Annotated in this window: 17 protein-coding genes and 1 pseudogene; 10 read left to right on the forward strand and 8 right to left on the reverse strand. The window is 73.5% G+C overall.

Translation table 11 applies throughout. The annotated features are described in order from the left end of the window. Nucleotides 1-94 precede the first annotated feature (94 nt). The 5 genes from ACNF49_RS26655 (at nt 95) to atpB (ending at nt 4,856) form a co-directional block, all read left to right on the forward strand. Nucleotides 95-688 carry a winged helix-turn-helix domain-containing protein gene (locus tag ACNF49_RS26655; protein WP_482945391.1) on the forward strand — a complete coding sequence of 198 codons (594 nt, stop codon included), beginning with the start codon at nt 95-97 and terminating at the stop codon, nt 686-688. A gap of 160 nt (nt 689-848) precedes the next feature. Next, nucleotides 849-2,096: an MFS transporter gene (locus ACNF49_RS26660; protein WP_482945392.1), complete on the forward strand. Its 1,248-nt coding sequence runs from the start codon at nt 849-851 to the stop codon at nt 2,094-2,096. A gap of 138 nt (nt 2,097-2,234) precedes the next feature. After that, entirely contained in the window at nt 2,235-3,434 is a 1,200-nt protein-coding gene (locus ACNF49_RS26665) for a sensor histidine kinase (protein WP_482945393.1), read from the forward strand. Then, a complete protein-coding gene (locus ACNF49_RS26670) occupies nt 3,431-4,024 on the forward strand; it encodes a response regulator (protein WP_482945394.1) in 594 nt (197 codons plus the stop codon). The genes ACNF49_RS26665 and ACNF49_RS26670 overlap by 4 nt, the downstream gene beginning before the upstream one ends. A gap of 55 nt (nt 4,025-4,079) precedes the next feature. Next, on the forward strand, nt 4,080-4,856 hold the full coding sequence (gene atpB, locus ACNF49_RS26675; protein ID WP_357981209.1) for a F0F1 ATP synthase subunit A: 777 nt from the start codon (nt 4,080-4,082) through the stop codon (nt 4,854-4,856). Nucleotides 4,857-4,861: 5 nt separating this feature from the next. Here the strand turns inward: atpB and ACNF49_RS26680 are convergent, their stop codons facing one another. Then, a complete protein-coding gene (locus ACNF49_RS26680; protein WP_482945395.1) occupies nt 4,862-5,737 on the reverse strand; it encodes a diacylglycerol/lipid kinase family protein in 876 nt (291 codons plus the stop codon). 228 nt (nt 5,738-5,965) lie between these two features. Between ACNF49_RS26680 and ACNF49_RS26685 the strand changes: the two genes are divergently transcribed. From ACNF49_RS26685 to ACNF49_RS26695, 3 genes are read left to right on the forward strand one after another with little or no spacing between them, the layout of a single operon-like run. After that, a complete protein-coding gene (locus tag ACNF49_RS26685) occupies nt 5,966-6,484 on the forward strand; it encodes a hypothetical protein (protein WP_482945396.1) in 519 nt (172 codons plus the stop codon). A 51-nt stretch (nt 6,485-6,535) separates the two neighbouring features. Further along, complete coding sequence (locus tag ACNF49_RS26690; RefSeq protein WP_357981200.1) at nt 6,536-7,207, forward strand: response regulator transcription factor; 672 nt, start codon at nt 6,536-6,538, stop codon at nt 7,205-7,207. Continuing rightward, a complete protein-coding gene (locus tag ACNF49_RS26695; RefSeq protein ID WP_482945397.1) occupies nt 7,204-8,538 on the forward strand; it encodes a sensor histidine kinase in 1,335 nt (444 codons plus the stop codon). The genes ACNF49_RS26690 and ACNF49_RS26695 overlap by 4 nt, the downstream gene beginning before the upstream one ends. 88 nt (nt 8,539-8,626) lie before the next feature. On the opposite strand, the gene ACNF49_RS26700 is transcribed toward ACNF49_RS26695, so the two are convergent. The 3 genes and pseudogenes from ACNF49_RS26700 to ACNF49_RS26710 all read right to left on the reverse strand — a co-directional run bounded on the left by ACNF49_RS26700 (nt 8,627) and on the right by ACNF49_RS26710 (nt 11,990). Continuing rightward, the gene (locus ACNF49_RS26700; protein ID WP_482945398.1) at nt 8,627-9,601 is read right to left on the reverse strand and encodes a hypothetical protein; all 975 of its coding nucleotides are present in this window, start codon (nt 9,599-9,601) and stop codon (nt 8,627-8,629) included. Nucleotides 9,602-9,691: 90 nt separating this feature from the next. Further along, a pseudogene (locus ACNF49_RS26705) lies at nt 9,692-10,803 on the reverse strand (low temperature requirement protein A). 35 nt (nt 10,804-10,838) lie between these two features. Next, a complete protein-coding gene (locus ACNF49_RS26710; RefSeq protein ID WP_357981188.1) occupies nt 10,839-11,990 on the reverse strand; it encodes an IS701 family transposase in 1,152 nt (383 codons plus the stop codon). 330 nt (nt 11,991-12,320) lie between these two features. Here ACNF49_RS26710 and ACNF49_RS26715 point away from each other — a divergent pair, with 330 nt between their 5' ends. Both ACNF49_RS26715 and ACNF49_RS26720 read left to right on the forward strand, forming a co-directional pair. Continuing rightward, nucleotides 12,321-13,202 carry a sensor histidine kinase gene (locus tag ACNF49_RS26715; RefSeq protein ID WP_357981185.1) on the forward strand — a complete coding sequence of 294 codons (882 nt, stop codon included), beginning with the start codon at nt 12,321-12,323 and terminating at the stop codon, nt 13,200-13,202. Further along, nucleotides 13,180-13,818 carry a response regulator gene (locus tag ACNF49_RS26720; RefSeq protein ID WP_357981182.1) on the forward strand — a complete coding sequence of 213 codons (639 nt, stop codon included), beginning with the start codon at nt 13,180-13,182 and terminating at the stop codon, nt 13,816-13,818. The genes ACNF49_RS26715 and ACNF49_RS26720 overlap by 23 nt, the downstream gene beginning before the upstream one ends. Here the strand turns inward: ACNF49_RS26720 and glgB are convergent. From glgB to ACNF49_RS26740, 4 genes are read right to left on the reverse strand one after another with little or no spacing between them, the layout of a single operon-like run. Next, nucleotides 13,801-15,702, reverse strand: a complete 1,902-nt coding sequence (glgB, locus tag ACNF49_RS26725) for a 1,4-alpha-glucan branching protein GlgB (protein WP_482945399.1) — start codon at nt 15,700-15,702, stop codon at nt 13,801-13,803. The genes ACNF49_RS26720 and glgB overlap by 18 nt on opposite strands. After that, nucleotides 15,702-17,684 (reverse strand): alpha-1,4-glucan--maltose-1-phosphate maltosyltransferase, encoded by a 1,983-nt coding sequence (locus tag ACNF49_RS26730; RefSeq protein ID WP_357981176.1) that lies wholly within the window; start codon nt 17,682-17,684, stop codon nt 15,702-15,704. The genes glgB and ACNF49_RS26730 overlap by 1 nt, the downstream gene beginning before the upstream one ends. Nucleotides 17,685-17,687: 3 nt before the next feature. Further along, nucleotides 17,688-18,995, reverse strand: a complete 1,308-nt coding sequence (locus ACNF49_RS26735; RefSeq protein WP_357981173.1) for a sugar phosphate nucleotidyltransferase — start codon at nt 18,993-18,995, stop codon at nt 17,688-17,690. Continuing rightward, complete coding sequence (locus ACNF49_RS26740) at nt 18,992-20,164, reverse strand: PP2C family protein-serine/threonine phosphatase (RefSeq protein ID WP_357981170.1); 1,173 nt, start codon at nt 20,162-20,164, stop codon at nt 18,992-18,994. Before ACNF49_RS26740 ends, ACNF49_RS26735 begins: the two co-directional genes overlap by 4 nt. Nucleotide 20,165 lies beyond the last annotated feature (1 nt).

A 20,165-nucleotide genomic window follows, 5' to 3' on the forward strand; every position in this document is an offset into this window, starting at 1 on the left:
GCCCGAACGCCGTCGATTACCTCGGAGGTAACCGCCGGCGCTATTCCAAAGGAATCCTTGACATCGCCGGTGCCGGTGGCGGAACATTCCAAGCATGTCTTTGGAATCCTCGGGGCGGCGGCTGGTGCTCGACGATCCGGCCGCGATGCGGGCGTTCGCCCATCCGGTCCGGCTGGCGTTGCACGAGCTGCTGTTGCGGTCGGGGGCGACCACCGCCGCCGACGCCGCCCGCGAGGTCGGGATCAGCCAGGCGCTGGCCTCCTACCACCTGCGGCAGCTGGCCAAGTACGGCCTGGTTGAGCAGGCCGAGGCGCGCGACGAGCGGGAGCGGCCGTGGAAGGTGACCGCGAGCGTCCAGGTGTGGGATGACGACGTGGCCGGGTCCGAGCGGTCGGCCGCCCGCAGCCTGCTGGAGCAGGTGCTGGCCGAGCGGGCGTTGTCGCGGTTGGTGGAGTGGCAGGAGGCGCGGCGGGGCGAGGAGGAGCCCTGGCGGGGCGTCGGCGGCATCGGCAACACCTACCTCTACGTCACCCCGCAGGAGATCACGGCGCTCGGCGAGGCCGTCGCCGACCTGCTGCGGCCGCTGATGGCCCGCGTGGACGACGCGGCGGCCCGTCCCGAGGGGGCCCGGCCCGTGCTGGTGACGCAGATGGTGATCCCGCTCGCCCCGACGGCCTCCGGTGACTGAGCCACGCACCCCGGCCGGGGAGACCGGCCGGGCCGGCGGGCGCACGGCCGAGAAGCCGGCGGACCGGGAGGGTGTGGCTCGCCGGGCGACCGGGGTGCGGTGGTGGCCGACGCGGCGGTCCGGTGCGCGGCGGTGGCCGGCGCGGGGCGGAGGCGGGTGGGTGTCGCCCGGCGGTGGGCGGGGGTTCGGGCGGTTGCTGGCCGCGTCCGTCGTGTCCCAGACGGGCGACTGGGTGATCAGCACCGGGCTGGCCTTCCACGTCTACCGCCTGACCGGCTCCACCCTGTCCACCGCGATCATGCTGCTGGTCTCCCGGCTGCCCGACGTCCTGCTCGGGTCCGTGGCCGGGGTGCTGGCCGACCGCTGGGACCGCCGCCGGGTGCTGGTCGTCACCGACGTGCTGCTCGGGCTCGGGTTGCTGCCCCTGCTGGCGGTACGCGGCCCCGCCCAGGTCTGGATCGTCTACGCGGTCGCCCTGTGGACCGGCGTGCTCGGCACCCTGCTCGCCCCGGCGCAGCGGGCGCTCGTCCCGCAGCTCGTGCCCGCGTCCGGGCTGGTCCGGGCCAACGCCCTGCACGGCCAGAGCGGCCAGCTCGCCCGGCTGCTGGGGGCGATGCTGGGCGGCGTCGCCGTCACGGCGGGCGGGCTGCCCGCGATCGTCCTGCTCGACGTGGCCAGCTTCATGATCTCCGCGGTCCTGCAGGCGACCCTGCGCGTCCCGGCCAGGTCGCCGGTCGTGGCGCGGGCGCCGTCCGTCCGCGCCCAGTGGGCCTCCGGGCTGCGGCTGGCCATGGGGAACCCCGGCATCCGGCTGCTGGCCGCGTACATGGTGATCACGGGGCTGGGCGAAGGCATCTTCGCCACGCTCGCCGCCCCTTTCGTGGCCGACGTGCTGGGCGGCCAGGGCGACGCGTACGGGCTGTTCCTGTCGGTGCAGGCGGTCGGCGGGCTGGCCGGCGCGCTGGCCGTGGCCCTGCACCGGCGCGACCCCGCGCCACGGGCGCTGCTCGGCTGGGGCACGGTCGCGTTCGGCCTGCTCGACCTGGCGTTGTTCGCCTACCCCCTCGCCCTCGACGCGTTGTGGCCGGCCCTCGTGCTGATCGCGCTGGCCAGGCTCCCCGCGGCGGCGGCGATGGCCGGGTTCGCGACGCTGGCCCAGACGGCCACCACCGACGAGCGCCGGGGCGGCGTCATCGGCCTGCTCGCGAGCGCCCAGGCCGTCACCTCGCTGCTCGGCATGGCGACGGCCGGGGTGCTGGGGGAGGTCGTCGGCATCGTCCCGGCGTTGTGCCTGCACGCCGCGGGCCTCGTCACCGCGGGCGTGCTCGTGCTGACGAACCGCACACCCACCCGAGAAGCACAAACCCCGCACCCCCGACGCGCCGCTTCCGACCGGATCCGGCCATGACGTTTGTCATGGAGGCGTCTCTGACGGCTGGCACTACACCCGGCGCCACCACTCCCAGCAGGCTGGTCCCATGCTGAAACTCAAGGACGGCGACCCCCGGCGGCCCCCGCCGGCCGCCGGGCGTTACCGTCGGGCCCTGTGACGGGTGACGCGGCGGTGCGGGAGGTGGAGTTCAGCCGGGGCCGGACGGCGGCGCGCGCCGGGGCGTGCGTGTGGCTGCTGCTGGTGGGGTGGCCGCTGTGGTCGTTCCTCTCCACGCGTCCCGGCGTGCTCGCGGTGGTGGGGGTGGTCGCGGCGGTCGCGGTGTTCGCGGCGTGCTGGCTGCGGATCATGTGGCGGGCGCTCAGCGCCCTGGGCGCGGCGGCGCTGACCTGGACGCCGGTGGGGCTGGTGGCCGCCGCGCTGGCGCTGCTGCCGGTGCTGCGGGCGCCGTGGGCGTACGTCGCGTTCGTGTTCGTGGTCAGCGCCCTGTCGGCCTGCCTGCCGCGGGCCGCCTTCGTGGGGTCGGTGGCGGTGACGACGGTCGTGGTGGTGGCCGCGCTGGTGGCGTACGGGCGGCCGTTCGGGCAGGTCTGGTGGGTGCCGCCGGCGATCCTGGTCGAGGCGGTGACGGTGGCGAGCCTGAAGCACCTGGGCGAGATGGTCGCCCGGCTCGACGCCGCCCGCGCCCACGTCGCCCGGCTCGCCGTGGACAACGAACGCCTGCGCTTCGCCCGCGACCTGCACGACACGCTCGGCCACACGCTCACCTCGATAACCATCAGGAGCCAGCTCGCCGCCCGGCTGGCCCGTACCGACCCTGAACGGGCCGCCCGCGAGATGGCCGACGTGGAACGCGCCGCCCGCCAGGCGCTCGACGAGGTGCGCCACGCCGTCGCCGGCTACCGCGCGCCCTCCCTGTCGGGCGAGCTGCGCACGGCGGCCCACAGTCTGGACCTGGCCGGGATCCGGCTGGCGGTCTCGCCCGCCGGCGGGCCGGTCCCGGCCGCCGCCGAGACGCTGCTGGCCTGGACCGTACGGGAGGCCGCCACGAACGTCGTGCGCCACAGCCGCGCCCGCCACTGCCGCATCGACCTCGCCGTCGACGACCACACCGCCACCGTCGAGATCCGCGACGACGGCCCCGGCACCGAGGCACACGGGCGCAAGGCCGACGCCGACGACGCCACCGACCCGGGAGCCGAAGGGGCCGGGGGAGCGGTGGCTGCGGGCGTCGGGGGCAATGGGCTGACCGGGCTGGCTGAGCGGATCGCGGCCGCCGGCGGCCGTCTGGAGGCCGGTCCGCTGCCCGGCGGCGGCTACCGGCTGCACGCCCGAGTGCCCCTGGAGCTGCCGTGATCCGCGTCCTCATCGCCGACGACCAGGACCTCGTCCGCGGCGGCACGGCCGCGCTGCTCGCCCTGGAGGACGGCATCGAGGTGGTGGCCGAGGTCGGCCGGGGCGACCTGGTCGAGCCCGCGGTGGCCGAGCACCGCCCCGACGTGGTCCTGCTCGACATCGAGATGCCCGGCATGTCCGGCCTGGAGGTCGCCGAACGCCTGCGCGGCCACCGGGTGGTCATCGTCACCACGTTCGGCCGGCCCGGCTACCTCAGCCGTGCCCTCGACGCGGGCGTGTCCGGGTTCGTGGTCAAGGACGCGCCGGTGGCCGAGCTGACCGCGGCCGTGCGCCGGGTGATGGCCGGCGAGACGGTGATCGACCCCAAGCTGGCGGTGTCCGCCCTGACCGTCGGGCCGAGCCCGCTCACCCAGCGCGAGGCCGAGGTGCTGCGGACCGCCTCCGGCGGCGCGACCGTGGCCGACATCGCCCGCACCCTGTTCCTGACCGAGGGCACCGTACGCAACTACCTGTCCTCGGCGATCACCAAGACCGGGGCGCGCAACCGCGCCGAGGCCGTCCGCGTGGCCGAGTCCCGCGGCTGGCTCTGAACCCCCGGCCACCCCTCGACCCCTCAACCCCTCAATTCTCAAGAGGAGCTTCGCCATGCCCTCCGACGACTTCCGCCCGCCCGGACCGGAGTTGTTCGACTACCCCGCGCTGTGGGACGGCGCGCCGCTCTGGCTCACCAAGCCGGTGCTGCTGGCCGTCGCCGGCGTGCTCGTGGTGTGCGCGCTGGCCTGGGGCGCCTTCTCCCGGCCCAGGCTGGTGCCGCGCGGCCTGCAGAACGCGGGCGAGTACGCCTACCTGTTCGTCCGCGACCAGATCGCCCGCCCGTCGCTGGGCGCGGACGCCGACCGCTGGATGCCGCTGCTGCTCACGCTCTTCCTGCTGACCCTGCTCTGGAACGTGATGGGCGTGATCCCGCTGCTCCAGTTCCCGGTCACCGCCCACGTCGCCTTCCCCTGGGTGCTGGCCGGGGTGGTCTACCTGCTCAAGCTCTACCTCGGCTTCAGGCACCAGGGCCTGGCCGGCTACCTCAGGAACGCGATGTTCCCGGAGGGCCTGCCGAAGGCCCTGGCGATCACCCTGTACGCGCCGCTGGAGCTGTTCTACATCTTCGTCACCGCGCCGTTCACCCATGCCGTGCGGCTGTTCGCGAACATGTTCGCCGGGCACACGCTGCTGGCCTTCTTCAGCGCGGTCGGCTACTGGTTCCTGGTGGAGCGGCCGACCGTGGGCGGCGTGGCGGTGGGCGTGCTGGGGGTGTTCATGACGTGCGTGCTGACCGCGTTCGAGATCTTCGTGATGTTCCTGCAGGCGTACCTGTTCACCATGCTCACCGCCATGTACCTCGGCCAGTCCCTGCACCCCGAGCACTGACCCGGTCAGGACGCGGGCGGCGCCAGGACCCGCCAGGCGGCCGGCCGCACGATCCAGGTGCGCCGCTCCGCCACCTGCTCCAGCTCGCCGTCCACGCTGGCCGGGACGGGCCCGCCCGCGACGGTGATCCGCCTGCCCCGGAAGGTCTGCACGTCGGGGCGGGCGGGGTGCCGGCCGCGGCGCAGCCCGGTGGCGAAGGCCAGCCGGGCCAGCGGTCCCGTGGCGTAGGACACCACCACCTCGGCCAGCCCGTCGTCGGGCCGGGCCGCCGGGGCCAGCGGCGTGCCGCCGCCGATCGTGGCGCCGTTCCCGACGCCGGCCATGAGCACCCGGCGGCGGCCGGTGCACACCTGGGCGCCGTCCACCCTGATCCGCAGCCGCCATCCGCTCGTCCCCGCGCCCGCCAGCACCGCGCCCACCGCGTACGCGGCCCGGCTGAGCAGCGGCTTCAGCGGCGCGGCCCGCTCGGCGGCGTGCGCGCCCACGCCGAGATGCGCGGCGTTGACCACGATGCCGCCGTCGTCGTCGATCAGCAGGTCCACGGGCCGCTCGTGCCCCGCCAGCACGACGCGGGCCGCCTCGGCCGGGTCGAGCGGAATGCCCAGCGTGCGGGCCAGGTCGTTGCCGGTGCCCATGGGGATCAGCCCGACCGGGCCGGCGTCCAGACGGCCGTGCTCCAGCAGCGCGGCGACCAGCGCGTGCACGCTCCCGTCGCCGCCCAGCACCACCGGGACCCGGTCGTCGTGCGACCGCGCGGCCTCCCGCGCGCCGCCGTCGCAGACCCGCACGTCGGCCTCCGCCCGCAGCAGCCGCAGCACCTCCCGCGTGCTGTCGTCGCCGACGCCGCCGGCCTGCCGGTTGCAGATCACCAGAAGTCTCACGGGTCCTCGCCTTCCCTTCCGCTGGGCGGATGGGTCTCTTCCCCGGGCGCCCGCCACAATGCCCCGCCGCCGGGACCCTTTCAGGAGGGCGGAGGTCCGGCGCGCGGGATGCGGCGGCGCGCTTCTGTGGCGTTTCTAAGGTTCCCCGACGGTGGGGTGAAGGTGGCCGCGGTTGAGTGGCCGCAGCGGGCCGGGCCACTGGGGACCGGCCGCCAGAAGGGCACCGACATGTACCCACGAAAGACCGCGCTGGCCCTCGGGACGGCGGCGGCCCTGACGCTGGCCGCCGCCGGGGCGGTGCCGGCCACGGCGGCCGGCCCGTGTGCCCGGGTCTCGTCGACCTGCTCGCCCGCCGACGTGGCCAAGGACCACACGGGCGAGAAGAGCGCCGACGTGCAGTCCGGCGTGCGGCCCGACGTGCGGAAGGACCCCGGCGGCGGGAAGCCGCGCGACGGCAGGCCCGGCTGCGGGCCTGACAGGTTCGACAAGCCTGGCAAGCCCGGCGACAAGGATCACGGCGTCTCCCAGGAGGCGTTCGCCAAGGCGCTCGCGGCCGAGCTGGGCATCGGGTACGACCGCGCCCTGCGAGCCGTCAAGGAACTGGACGCGCTGACGAAGAAGGGCCGCGTGGACCCGGGCTCGGCCGGGTTCGGCACGGTGGCCGAGCACCTGGGCGTCACGCCGGACCGGCTGGAGCGGGCGCTGCGGAACGTCAAGCGCGCGCTGGCCGGTGCCGAGCCCGCGTAGGGACCGGCACCGATCTTCCTCAGCCGGGGGTGCGGAGGGGAGAGTGGCACCATGCACGTCCTTGTTGCCGACGACGACGAGGCGGTCCGCCGCTCCCTGACCCACGCGCTCACCCGCGAGGGCTACGACGTCAGCGTCGCCGCCGACGGCCTGCGCGCCCTGGAGGCGGCCGGCGGCGGACGTCAGGACGCGGTGGTGCTGGACATCATGATGCCCGGCCTGGACGGCCTGGAGGTGTGCCGTCGCCTGCGGGCCGCGGGCGACCGCACCCCGATCCTGATGCTCACCGCCCGCGACCTGGTCGGCGACCGGGTCGCGGGCCTGGACGCGGGCGCCGACGACTACCTGGTCAAGCCGTTCGCGCTGGAGGAGCTGCGGGCCAGGCTGCGCGCGCTGCTGCGCCGCAGCGCGCCCGCGCAGGGGCTGCTCCGCCACGCCGACCTGGAGCTGGACCCGGCCGCCTGCCGGGCCACCCGGGGCGGCCGGCCGCTCGACCTGACCAGGACGGAGTACACCCTGCTGAAGGTGTTCCTGCGCAACCCGGGCCGGGTGCTCAGCCGCGAGGTCATCTTCGACTCGGTCTGGGGGTACGACTTCGGGCCGTCCTCGAACGCGTTGTGGGTCTACATCAGCTACCTGCGGGCCAAGCTGGAGGCCGGGGGAGAGCCGCGGCTGATCCAGACCGTCCGCGGCCTGGGGTACGTGCTGCGGGAGGAGCCGTGAGGCTGCGTACCAGGGTCGCGCTGACGGTCGCCGCCGTGGTGGCCGCCGCGCTGCTGGCGGTCTCACTGGTGGTCTACCCGGCGGCCGCGGCGGGGCTGGCCGGCCAGCACGACGGGGAGCTGGTGCTGGCCGCCGGGCAGGCGCCGCGGCTGCTGGAGTCGCTGAAGACCGCCGACTCGCCGCTGCCGGCCACGCCCCTCCCGGTGGGCAACACGCTGCTGCAGTTCTGCCCCGACCCGCTGCTGTCCGGCCCGACCGACGGGTTCGTGCCGCTGGCCGAGCAGGACCAGGCGGTCGCGTACGGCAAGCTGCCCCCCTACTTCCGGGACGTCGCCTACGACGGCGTGCGCTACCGGCTCTACACCGCCCCGCTCAACCTGGGCAAGGGCATCCTGGTGCGCACGGCGTTCCCGCTGAACCGCGACGAGCAGACCCTGAACGCGCTGAAGCTGCTGCTGGCCGCGCTGACCCTGGGCGGCGCGCTGGTCGCGGCGGCCGGCGCGCGTTTCCTCGCCGGCCGGGCGCTGCGGCCCGTCGCCCGGCTGACGGCCGTGGTGGAGCGGGTCACCGCCACCGGCACCCTCACCGCCGACGGGCTGGACGGCATGGGCGCCGGACGGGACGAGGTGGCCCGCCTGGCCGGCTCGTTCACCACGATGACGCACGCGCTGCGCGAGTCGGTGCTGGCCCAGCGGCGCCTGGTCGCCGACGCCTCGCACGAGCTGCGCACGCCGCTGACCAGCCTCACCACGAACCTGGAGCTGCTGGAGGAGGGGCGCGGCACGGCCGACCCGCAGGCCCCGGCCCTGGTGCACGAGGCCCGCGTCCAGGCCGAGGAGCTGCGGGCGCTGGTCAACGACCTGGTCGAGCTGGCCAGGCACGGCGACGTCGAGCTGCACCTGGAGGACGTGCGGCTCGACCTGGTGGCCGGGCGCGTGCTGGCCAGGGCCACGGCCCGCGCCCCGCACGTACGGCTGCGCGGCGAGCTGGCCGAGTGCCTGGTGACGGCCGACGCCGACGCGATCGAACGGGCGGTCGCCAACCTGGTGGACAACGCGATCAAGTGGAGCCCGCCCGGTGGCGTGGTGCTGGTACGGGTGGACGCGGCGGGCTCGTTGTCGGTGGCCGACCAGGGCCCCGGCATCGCGGCCCACGACCTGCCGTTCGTGTTCGACCGGTTCTACCGCGCCGAGTCGGCCCGTTCCCTGCCGGGTTCTGGGCTCGGCCTGGCCATCGTCCGCCAGATCGCCGAGGCGCACGCCGGGTCGGTGCGCGCCGAGCCGCTGCGGCCCGGCGTACGGCTGGTCCTCGCGCTGCCCCCGGCCACCTGACCGCCGCCGGAGATGAGGGCGCGACCACGGGCGCGGACCCCCGCACCCGCGGCCGCGCCGGTCCGGGGGCCGGTGGCCTGTCCAGTGTTCAGTGGGCGCCGGGGGCGGCCCCGGCGACGGGGACCGCCGGCGCGGCGGGCGCGGCCGGCCGGGGCATCGGGCGCGGCGGCAGCGCCATCAGCACCAGGCCGAGCACCGCCCACAGGCCGAGCACCGTCAGCGGGACGGCCAGGGCCGCACCGTCGAAGTAGACCACGCTGCGCACCAGTTCGAGCGCCGACCGGGTGGGCAGCACGTAGCCGAGCGCCGCGTACCAGGGCTCGATGAACGCGGCGCCGAACGGCCCGCCGCTGGCCGGCAGGCCGATCGGGATGAACAGCACGGCCGCCGCGATCACGCCGCGCGGCCCGAAGCGGCGCATCAGGCCGTTCACCGCCACCGAGACCAGGAAGATCACCGCGCTGGAGGCGGCCAGGAGCCCGAGCGGGGCGCCGGTGAGCGCGCCGAGCAGGCCGTCGACGACCCAGGTGAGCGCCAGGCCGCCGGTCACCGCGCCGAGCGCGAGCACCGCCAGCCGCAGCCCCCGGTGCATCATCGGCTGCATCCGCATGGTGAGCACGGTCGTCGCCAGCGCGGTCAGCAGCAGGCCCAGCACGTAGAACATGCCGGACACACCGGAGGAGTCGCCCTCGGCCAGCGGCCGCACGTCCTCGACCGCGAGCTGCCGTCCGGCGGCGCGCTGCATCAGGGCGGTGAAGTGCGGGGCCGCCGTGTCGCCGCCCGCGCTGGCCACCAGCAGGCGGCCCTCGCCCGCCAGGTAGGCGGCCTCGACCTCGCGCCGGAGCACCGCCGCCCGCGCGCCGGCCGCGTCGGCGTACGGGCGCGCGTCCACGGCCCCGCCCGCGGCCTGCTCCAGCCGGGCGGCGTCGGGGCCCACCACGGCGAGCGGCACCCCGTGCGGAACCGGGTGGTGCAGCGCTCCGACGAACGAACCGATGATCACGACGCCGACGACCGCGGACACCAGGTAGGCGACCGCGACTCGAACAGCGGGATTCTTCATGACGCTCCTCAGTTGTCCACCCGGTTCAGGTCCTGGTGGCGGCCCGCACGACCGGCGCCGCCGCCTTCACCTTGCCGGTTAGAGCGCGCGCTAAGTCAAGGCGTCGGACTCGGATCTGGCCCGCGAATGTTCCAGGAAGTTGAACGTCATCACCACCAGCACCAGAGCGGCCACGGACAGCAGCGCCGGCGCCTGCAACGAGACCGGGATGATCGCCAGGATGGCCACGGGCATGGCGAGCTGCGGCCCCGACCACTTGGCGAAGATGTGCCAGCGGGCGTAGCAGAACGTCGCGAAGTACAGGGCGCAGCCGCCGAACAGCAGCGCGGTCACGGGGGCGGCGAAGACCTGGCCCGGATGGGAGACGACCTCGGCCATGCCCACCGCCATCGCCATGATCGACCCGATGAAGGCCAGGTGGCCGTAGGAGAAGACGCGCCGGATCAGGTCGGTGCGGATCACGGCCTCGTCCAGGGCCTTGGGCAGCGACTCGGCGGCGAAGATGAAGTACACCCACCACAGCGCGCAGGCCAGCACGAACGTCGCGGCGACCGCGCTGATCGAGCCCACGGCGAGCGGGCGCGCCGCCGACGCCTGCGCGCCGATGGCCAGGATCGGCTCGCCCATCGCGATGATCAGCAACAGGCCGAACCGCTCGGGTAAGTGATGGGGGTGGAAGTTGACCCGCACCAGGTGGCTGCGGGTCAGCACCGGCGCGGCCAGGTCGATGGCGGCGGCCGCGGCCCAGACCCACACCCGGGTGCCGCTGTCCAGCAGGCCCCCGGCCAGCAGCAGCGGCCCGGTCACGCACACCGAGAGCGTGAAGGGGTTGACCAGCTCGAACGGCCGGCCGCGGAAGTACAGGGCGGCCAGCAGCGAGCGCTGGGCGAAGTAGGCGGCGCCGAACATCAGGCCGCGCTCCTCGTAGGCGAGGGGGTGGCCAGCGCCATGAACAGGCCGCACAGGCTGAGCGCCAGGATGCCCAGCCGGTCGGGGGTGTTGTTGACGTCGCGGGTGTTGGCGTGCACCGCCATGCCCACCCAGGCCCAGTACGTCGGCACCAGCACGACGACGGCCTGCCCCACGCTGCCCCAGCCGTGGCCGCGGTGGAGCAGGTCGGACAGCTGGGTGACGGCGAACACGAAGACCAGGTCGAAGAAGAGCTCGACCCAGGTGACTTGCTTGTCTGCTTTCGGTTTCATCGAGCGGTGTGACTCCTCGTGCGTCGTGCGGGTGCTCACGCGGGCAGCAGCGCCGGCTCGTCGCCGGCGGCCAGCCGCCAGCGCACGTCGTAGGCGTAGGCGGCCGAGGCCAGCGTGACGTGGTGGTGCCAGCCGTGGAAGGAACGGCCCTCGTAGTCGAACAGCCCGAAGCCCCCGGCCAGCTCGCCGATGGCGTGGGCGGCCCGCCAGCGGGACTTGGCCAGCGCGACCAGCTCCTGCGCCGGCACGGACATGTTCGTCAGCCAGAACGCGCGCGGCCGCGGCCGGCCGAGCGGCCACTCCACCAGCAGCCTGCGCGAGCGCGCCTGCTCGTCGGAGACCGGCAGGAGGACGAACTGCGAACGCAGCGACCGCCCCCGCGGCCCCTCCCACCAGGCCACCGTGCGCCGCTCCAGCCCGGCCGCGGCCTGCGCCGCCTCGGCCAGCGCGACGCGGGCCCGCGGGCCGCCCCCGCGCACCACGCTCATCGAGGCCCTGACCCGGTGGCGGGCGTCGACCTCGACGACGTAGTCGAGGCCGCGGTCCTCCAGGCCGCGCAGCAGGTCGGCGACGCCTCGGACGTGGGTGAGGTCGGCGACCAGCGGCGCGACGGGCGTGCCCCAGTCGAGCGTCAGGTCGTCGACCAGGTCGATCACGTGCTCGCCGAAGGGCCGGTGCCGTTCCTGGTCGGGCACGTGCGCCCGGGCCCGCCGGTCGTGGTCGGCCTCCCACGACTGCGGCAGGCACAGCCGCCAGTTGACCGGCACGGCCGCCTCGCCCGAGCTCATCAGCACGGCCGCGCCCACCTGGCAGTTGACCGTGCGGCCGAGGCCGCGCACGTACTGGCGCTCGACGCCCGCCGACCAGCGGCCGTGCTTGGTGAAGGCCACCTCCTCCACCAGCCACGCGGCCGGGGGCGCGCCGGCCGCCAGCACGTCGGCGACGGTGCGGCGGACCGGGCGCGGGTCCCAGCGGCTCTGGTTGACGAACTGCTGCAGCGACTGGCCGTTGTGCGGACCGCCCACCTCGTCGGCGATGCGCTGGATGGACTTGCGCCCGCCCGCGTGCAGCAGCCCCAGCACGTACGACTCGGCCGCGCTACGCTGGTCGGAGCGCGGCAGCGAACCGAATATCGTACCGAAGAATTCTGCGAACTCTTCGCGCTCGTTCACCGCGAGTTCTCTCATGACCGCCCCTCACCTGCATTAGAGAAGATCCGTAATGGCGAACGCGGTCAGGATCGCAGTTAAGTTTTGGTTCGCACAAGAGAGTAACACCAAGGTGGCAGCGGGGCTGTCCGGGAGTATTAAAGGGAGTACTCCCGGAGGCATCTACCGGGTGCTCATCGATAACCCGGTATTACATCACACGTGCCCTCAGTCAGGTGTGCGGGTAATGGACTTGCCGCCCGATGAGTCTGGAGTGCACTCTTGCATCCACCGGAATCATGTGATCATATGATGCGGGGATCTGCGCCGGTGACTGAGTAAGGCGACACACACTACGGGGGATGACCAGTGCAGTGCAACATCCAGCCCACGGTTGTGATAGCCGAACGGATCGAGGCCCATAAGGCTGCGATCTTGGCACAGCTGTGCGGCGAAATTGAAGAATCAACTTCCGGAGCCGCTCCGGGCGAGTGCGCGGAGTTGGCGGAAGAGCTCCTCGACCTGATGGTGGCCCGGCTCAAGGCCAGTACGGACCGCTCTTCCGGAGCCCTGGCCGGGGCAATGGACGGCGGTCGCGGCGACGCCCGGGAATGGCGGCGAATTTCCCGCGACCTGCACGACCGGGTGGGCCACGAGATCAGCGTGGCGAGCCGGCAGCTGGAGCTCGCCGAAATCGGTCACGCACGCGGTACGGACGGTTTCCCGGTGCATGTGAAGGAGGCGAAGGCCGCGCTGCTCCGAGCCCACCAGGAAATCCGCGACGTCATATCCGACCTGCGCGTTCACGCCCATTGGCCGGGAATGGAGCAAGCGCTGGTACGGCTGATGACCACCATTGTGGACCCTCGGCTGGAGCATCGAATCACCCTTATCGGCGATGTCGACGGCCTACCTCCGCGTATTCGGGACGAGTTATTCCTGATATTACGCGAAGCCATTACCAACAGCATCTCCCACGCGGGCGCCGACCTGCTCGAAGTGTGCGTCAAGATTGCGCACGACCGGATCACAGCAATTGTGCGGGACAACGGCCGGGGTTTCTCGGGCTGGCGCGCGAAACATGGGAACGGCCTGACCTCCATGCGCGAGCGCGGGGTCGCCATGGGCGGCCTGGTGACCATAGAGAGCTCCCCCGGGAAGGGCACCGAGGTCGTCTTCCGTGCCCCTGTCCGGGCTGTCCGGGACGAGCGGCCGAAGGAAACATCGGATGCAAAGAGAAGGCAGCATTGACGTCCTCATCGCCGACGACCACACGATCCTGCGGGAGACGCTCAAGCAGACGCTGGAGCTCGAACCCGACCTTCGTGTCGTCGCCACCGCGGGGGACGCGCGCGCGGCGGTGAAGTCGGCCGAGGCGCTGCGGCCGGACGTCGTGGTGCTCGACGTGGAGATGCCCGGCGACGGCGTCGTGCGCACCACCACCCACATCCACCGGGTCTCGCCCCGGTCCCGCGTCATCGTGCTGAGCATGTACGACGACCCGGTGCTGGTGCAGGAGCTCATCGCCCACGGCGTGCGCGGCTACCTGCTCAAGAGCGTCGGCCGGGAGGAGCTGGTGCAGGCCATCCGCGGCGTCTGCGCGGACGCCGAGCGCGTGGTCCTGTCGGTCTCGCGCGAGAGCCTGATGATGGCCGGCCGGCCGCGCGCCGGCAAGCTGTCCGAGCGGGAGCTGAGCGTGCTGTCCCTGGCCGCCCAGGGCCTCAGCAACGCCCAGATCGCCACCCGGCTGATGATCGCCGAAGGCACGGTCAAGCGTCACCTGCGCAACATCTTCACCAAGCTCGACGCCACCTCCCGCCTCGACGCGGTGAACAAGGCCATGGCCGCCTCACTGCTGACGCTCTGACGCCTCCTCCCCGGGGACCAGCCAGAGCGTCGCCAGCGGCGGCAGCAGCACCTCGGCGACCGCACCCCCGTCCGAGCTCGTGCCCGTGACCGAGCCCAGGTTGCCGAGGTTCCCGCCGCCGTAACAGGCGGCGTCGGTGTTGAGCACCTCGTGCCAGCGCCCGCCGGAGGGCAGCGCCAGCCGGTGCCCGTGACGCGGCACCGGCGACAGGTTGCTCACGCACACCAGCGGCGCCCCCCACCGGTCCCAGCGCACGAAGGAGTAGACGCTGGAACCGGCGTCGTCGGCGTCGATCCAGCTGAAGCCGCCGGGGGAGCAGTCCAGCCGCCACAGCGCCGGGGTGGCGGCGTAGCGCCGGTTCAGGTCCCTGACCAGGTCGCGCACGCCCTTGTGCCGCGGGTCGCGCAGCAGCGCCCAGTCCAGCTCGCGATCATGGGACCACTCGCTCCGCTGCGCGAACTCCTGGCCCATGAACAGCAGCTTCTTGCCCGGATGCGCCCACATGAAGGCCAGGTACGCGCGCAGGTTCGCCAGCCGCTGCCACTCGTCGCCCGGCATCTTCCCGGCCAGCGAGCCCTTGCCGTGCACCAGCTCGTCGTGGCTGAGCGGCAGCACGAAGTCCTCCGCGTACGCGTACGTCAGCCCGAACGTCAGCGCGTGATGGTGGTACGGCCGGTGCACCGGGTCGCGCCGCATGTAGCCGAGCGTGTCGTGCATCCAGCCCATGTTCCACTTGAAGTCGAACCCCAGCCCGCCGGCGGCCGTCGGCCGGGTCACCCCCTCCCACGCCGTGGACTCCTCGGCGATCGTCAGCACCCCGGGGCAACGCCGGTGGACGGTGTCGTTCAGCTCCCGCAGGAACGCGATCGCCTCCAGGTGCTCCCTGCCGCCGTGCGCGTTGGGCCGCCAGGCGCCGTCCGGGCGGGAGTAGTCCAGGTACAACATCGAGGCGACGGCGTCCACGCGCAGGGCGTCGACGTGGAACTCCTCGCACCAGTAGAGGGCGTTGGCGATGAGGAAGTTGCGCACCTCCGGGCGGCCCAGGTCGAAGGTGAGCGTGCCCCAGTCGGGATGCTCGCCGCGCAGCGGGTCGGGGTGCTCGTACAGGGGGCCGCCGTCGAAGCGGGCCAGCGCCCAGTCGTCGCGCGGGAAGTGCGCCGGCACCCAGTCGAGTATCACCCCGATCCCGGCCAGGTGCAGCGCCTCGACCAGGGCGCGGAAGTCGTCGGGGGTGCCGTAGCGGGAGCTCGGCGCGTAGTAGGAGGAGATCTGGTAGCCCCAGGAGCCGCCGAAGGGATGCTCGGCCACCGGCATGAGCTCCACGTGGGTGAAGCCCATGCCGCGCAGGTACCCGGGCAGCTGCTCGGCCAGGTCGCGGTAGGTCAGGCCGCGGCGCCAGGAGCCCAGGTGCAGCTCGTACACGCTCATGGGCGCCTCGCGGGCCGGGCCGTCGCCGCGGGCCGCCAGCCACGCGCCGTCGCGCCAGCGGTGCCGCGAGGTGAACACCACCGACGCGGTGCGCGGCGGGTGCTCGGCCGCCAGGGCCAGCGGGTCGGCCTTGCGCCGGGCACGGCCGTCCGCGCCGGTGATCTCGTACATGTACCGGCAGCCGTCGCCGGCCCCGGGCACGAACAGCTCCCACAGGCCGCCGCCGGGCGCCCGGCGCAGCGCGTGCCCGGCGCCGTCCCAGCCGTTAAGGTCGCCCACCAGCCGCACCTCGCGCGCGCCCGGCGCCCACACCGCGAACGAGACGCCAGCCACGCCGCCCACCGTCCGGGTGCGCCCGCCCAGCGCCCGCCACAGCTCCTCGTGCCTGCCCTCGCCGATGAGGTGCAGGTCCAGCTCGCCCAGCACGGACGGGACACCGCCGGTCAGGACGTCCATCACCGCTCCACCGTCAGGATGTGCGCCGGCTGCCTGGACGGGTCCAGCCGCACGAAGTTGCGCGCCCCCCACTGGTAGACCTCGCCGGTCAGCTCGTCGCGCACCCGGAAGGACGGCCCGAGGTCGGGCAGGTCCAGCGTCACCGTGGCCTGCCGCACGTGGTGCGGATCGAGGTTGACCACGACGATCACGGTGTCCTCGCCCGCCTGCTTGGCGAAGCAGAGCACGGCGTCGTCGTCGGCGTGCTGGAAACGCAGGTTGCGCAGCAGGCGCAGGGCCGGATGGCGGCGGCGGACCCGGTTCAGCGTGGCCAGGAAGGGCGCCAGCGTGCCGCCCGCCGACCAGTCGCGCGGCCGGTACTGGTACTTCTCCGAGTCCTTGTACTCCTCGCTGCCCGGCGCGGCCGGCTCGCGCTCGCACAGCTCGAACCCGGCGTACACGCCCCACGTGGGAGAGGCCGTCGCGGCCAGCGCGGCCCGCACCCGGAACGCGGCGGGGCCGCCCTCCTGGAGGTAGGCGTGCAGGATGTCGGGCGTGTTGACGAACAGGTTCGGCCGCATGTACGCCGCCGCCTCCCCGGCCAGCTCGCCCAGGTAGCTCTCCAGCTCCGGCTTGGCGTTGCGCCAGGTGAAGTAGGTGTAGGACTGCTGGAAGCCGACGGCGGCCAGCGTGTGCATGATCGCCGGGCGGGTGAACGCCTCGGCCAGGAAGACGACGTCCGGGTCGGTGCGGTTGATCTCGGCGATCAGGCGTTCCCAGAAGAACACCGGCTTGGTGTGCGGGTTGTCCACCCGGAAGATCCGCACCCCGTGGCCCATCCAGTGGCGCAGCACCCGCAGCGACTCGGCCAGGATGCCGCCGGGATCGGCGTCGAAGGAGATCGGGTAGATGTCCTGGTACTTCTTGGGCGGGTTCTCGGCGTAGGCGATGCTGCCGTCGGGCCGGTGCTCGAACCACCGCGGGTGCTCCCGTACCCACGGGTGGTCGGGCGAGCACTGCAACGCGAAGTCCAGCGCCACCTCCAGGCCCAGCTCGCCGGCCCTGGCCACGAAGAAGTCGAAGTCGTCGATCGTCCCCAGGTCGGGATGGACGGCGTCGTGCCCGCCGGCGGCCGAGCCGATCGCCCACGGCGAGCCGGGGTCGTGCGGCCCGGCGATCGGCGAGTTGCCCGGCCCCTTGCGGTTGGTCCGGCCGATCGGGTGGATCGGCGGCAGGTAGACCACGTCGAAGCCCATCGCCGCGACGGCGGGCAGCCGCTCGGCCGCGGTCCGGAAGGTGCCCGAGCGCGGCGGGTGACACCCCGTGGGGTCCACCACGGCGCCCTCGGAGCGGGGGAAGAACTCGTACCAGGCCCCGTACAGCGCCCGTTCGCGCTCCACCAGCAGCGGCAGGTCCTCCCCGGCCGTCACGTGGTCGCGCAGCGGCCGGCGGGCCAGCGTCCGCAGCACCGGCTCGGCCAGCGCGATCGCCAGCCGCGCCTCGGGGTCCAGCTCGCCGTCGCGCAGCGTCGCGGCGGCCACGCGCAGCAGCCGGGCGTCGGCGGGCGGCACCTCGGGCTGGGCGGCGGCCCTGGTCAGCAGCCGGGCGCCCGCCTCCATCGTCACGGCCACGTCGATCGCGGCGGGGATCTTCACCTCGGCCACGTGCAGCCAGGTCGCCACGGGATCGCTCCACGCCTCCACCCGGAACGTCCACTCGCCCTCCCGGTGGGCGGCCACCTCGGCCGCGTACCGGTCGGAGCCCTGGGACACGGCCGCCATCGGGATCCAGGCGGCCTGCTTGCCGTCGGGGTCGGTGAGCACGACGTTCGCGCCCACCACGCCGTGCCCCTCCCTGAACAGGGTCGCCGACACCTCGAACGGCTCGCCCGGCACCGCGCGCGCGGGCCGGCACCCGCCCGCCACGACGGGCCGGACGCCGACGACGGGCACGCGCCCCGCGGCGATCTCGGAGATCTCGGTCAACACCAGCGTCTCAGTCATGTGTCACGCGTCCTGCAGGTCGGCGATGGTCTCGAACGAGGTGCCGGCGGCGGCCTCGCAGTGCGCCGGCACGGTCAGCCCCGGGTACACCGTCACCCCGGACAGCCGCACGCCGGCCTGAACCGTCACTCCGTTGCCCAGCGCGCTGTAGCCGCTCAGCACGGTCACGCAGTCCACGAACGACTCCACCGTGACCATCGTCCCCACGTGCGTGTCGGTGAGCCGCGCCCAGGGCCCGATGATCGCGCCGTCCAGGCAGGCCACCCGCTGCAGCCGGCACCCGGTGTGCAGGTCGACGCCGTCGCCGATCGCGGAGTCGGAGACGACCACGCCGGGGCCGATCTCGACGTCCCGGCCGATGTGCACGTTCGGCCCGATCCTGACCAGGCCCGCGCTGATCTTCTCGGCCAGCGTCATGCCCGACGTCGCGTCCCGCTGGCGCAGCGAGGACTCGTGGATGCGCACGTTGCCGGGGTAGGCCCGCAGCATGCCCTTGAGCACGTGCGGGTAGCCGCCGCTCAGCGCGTCGGTCAGCGTGTCGAGATAGTCGCGCAGGTTGCCCAGGTCGCCCAGCTTGGCGATGGGCGCGATGCCGACCCGGTGCCCGGCCTCCACCAGCCACGGGAGCAGGTCGTGCCCCCAGTCGAGCCGGTGGCGGGCCAGCTCGGCCAGCGCCGGCTCCCCGGCCAGCTTCCGCAGCCGCCCGCAGTCGACCAGGTAGAGCCCGGCGTTGACGGGCACCCGGGCCGGGTCGGCGGCCAGGGCGTGCACCTCGGCCAGCGGTGGTTTCTCCACGAAACGCCGGATCTGCCCGGAGGCGTCCGTGACCATCGTGCCGTACTTGCCCGCCACCTCCTCGGCCGGCCGCTCGACCACGGCCACGGTGACCACCGCGTCGCTGTCGCGGTGGCGGCGGACCAGCTCCTCCAGGTCGAACTCGAACAGCGAGTCGGTCGGGAAGACCAGCGCCAGCCCGTCGAGCTCCCAGTAGTCCAGGCTGCTCAGCGTCGCCTCGCCGGAACCGGTGTTGGTCCAGTCCATCCGTGGCCGCGAGTAGCGCACGTGCACGCCCAGCCCCTCGCCGTGCCCGAGCACGTCCTTGGCCTGGTAACGGTTCTCCCGGCCGTTGGCGATCAGGTAGAAGTCGCTGACCCCCTGGTCGCGCAGGGCCATGATCTGCCATTCGATGACCGGCCGTCCGGCGAAGCAGACCGTGGCCTTGCTCCGCAGGTGGCCGGGGGCCTCCAGGGTGAGCGGCCGGGCCCTGAGACCCTGTCCGCCCGCCAATGCGATTCCGGCGATCTCATTCATTGTCCGTACTTCCCCGTGGGTGTCCTACGTAGAGCGATCATGGTGATGTCGTCGAACTGCTCGGCGGACCCGATGTGCGCGCTGATCTCCCGTTCGAGCCTGTCCAGCAGGTCGTCCGCCCCCGTGGCGGGCTGCGAGACGAGGGTCAGCATGAGCTCCTCGCTGAAGAAGCGGCCGGACTCGTCCCTGGCCTCGGGCACGCCGTCGGTGTAGGCGAACAGCAGGTCCCCCTGGTCCAGGTGGGCCCTGCCGACCTCGAAGACGGAGTCGGGCACCAGCCCCAGCGCCGGCCCGGTGGGACGCAGCAGGGTGTGGCCGCCGCCCGCGTGGCGGATGATGGGCGGGTTGTGCCCGCAGTTGATGTAGACCAGCGCGCCGGTGACCGGGTCGAGCACGCCGAAGAACAGCGTGGCGAAGTAGCCCTGGCGCAGGTGGTTGGCGGTCAGGTAGTCGTTGGTCGCGATCACCGCGCGCAGCAGCGGCGTGGTGTCGTCCTGGTCGAGGTCGGCCTCGCCGGTCCCCACGTGCGCGGCCGTGTGCCGCAGCAGGGTCCTGATCAGGGCCATGAACAGGGCGGCGCCGACGCCCTTGTCGCACACGTCGGCCACCACCAGCCCGATCCGCGAACCGCCCAGCAGCTCCAGGGCGTCGTAGAAGTCCCCCGCGACCTCCCTGGCCGGCTGGAACCGGACGGTGAGCTGCCAGCCCGCGCGGGCCGGCAGCGCGTCGGGCAGGAAGCCCGCCTGGATCTCCCGCCCGATCTGCAGCTCGCGCTCGTACTTCAGCAGCGCCTCCTCCTCGGCGCCCGGGAAGCGGCCGAACACCTGGCCCGCCCGCAACCTGCGGTGCAGCAGCTCCGGCACGAAGGGCGGGACGATGTAGTCCAGCCCGGCCAGCACGTGCGGTTCGAGCTGGCGCAGGTCGCCGTCGGTGAACGCGACCACGACGGGCGGCCGCGCGCCGGCCTGGACGACCTGCGTCACCTCACGCACGACCTCCACGTCGAGGCTCGCGTTCACCAGCAGCAGACCGGTGGGCGGAGGCGCCTCGGCCAGCAGTTGCTCGGGGGTGCGCCTGGCCACGGGAGCGCCGTCGGCGGCCAGCAGCAGGCACAGCTCTTCCGCTGCTGGTGATGGGCCACTGACGACGAGGGTCACCTCCGCATCCATC

This window comes from Actinomadura sp. ATCC 39365 (genome assembly GCF_054392275.1).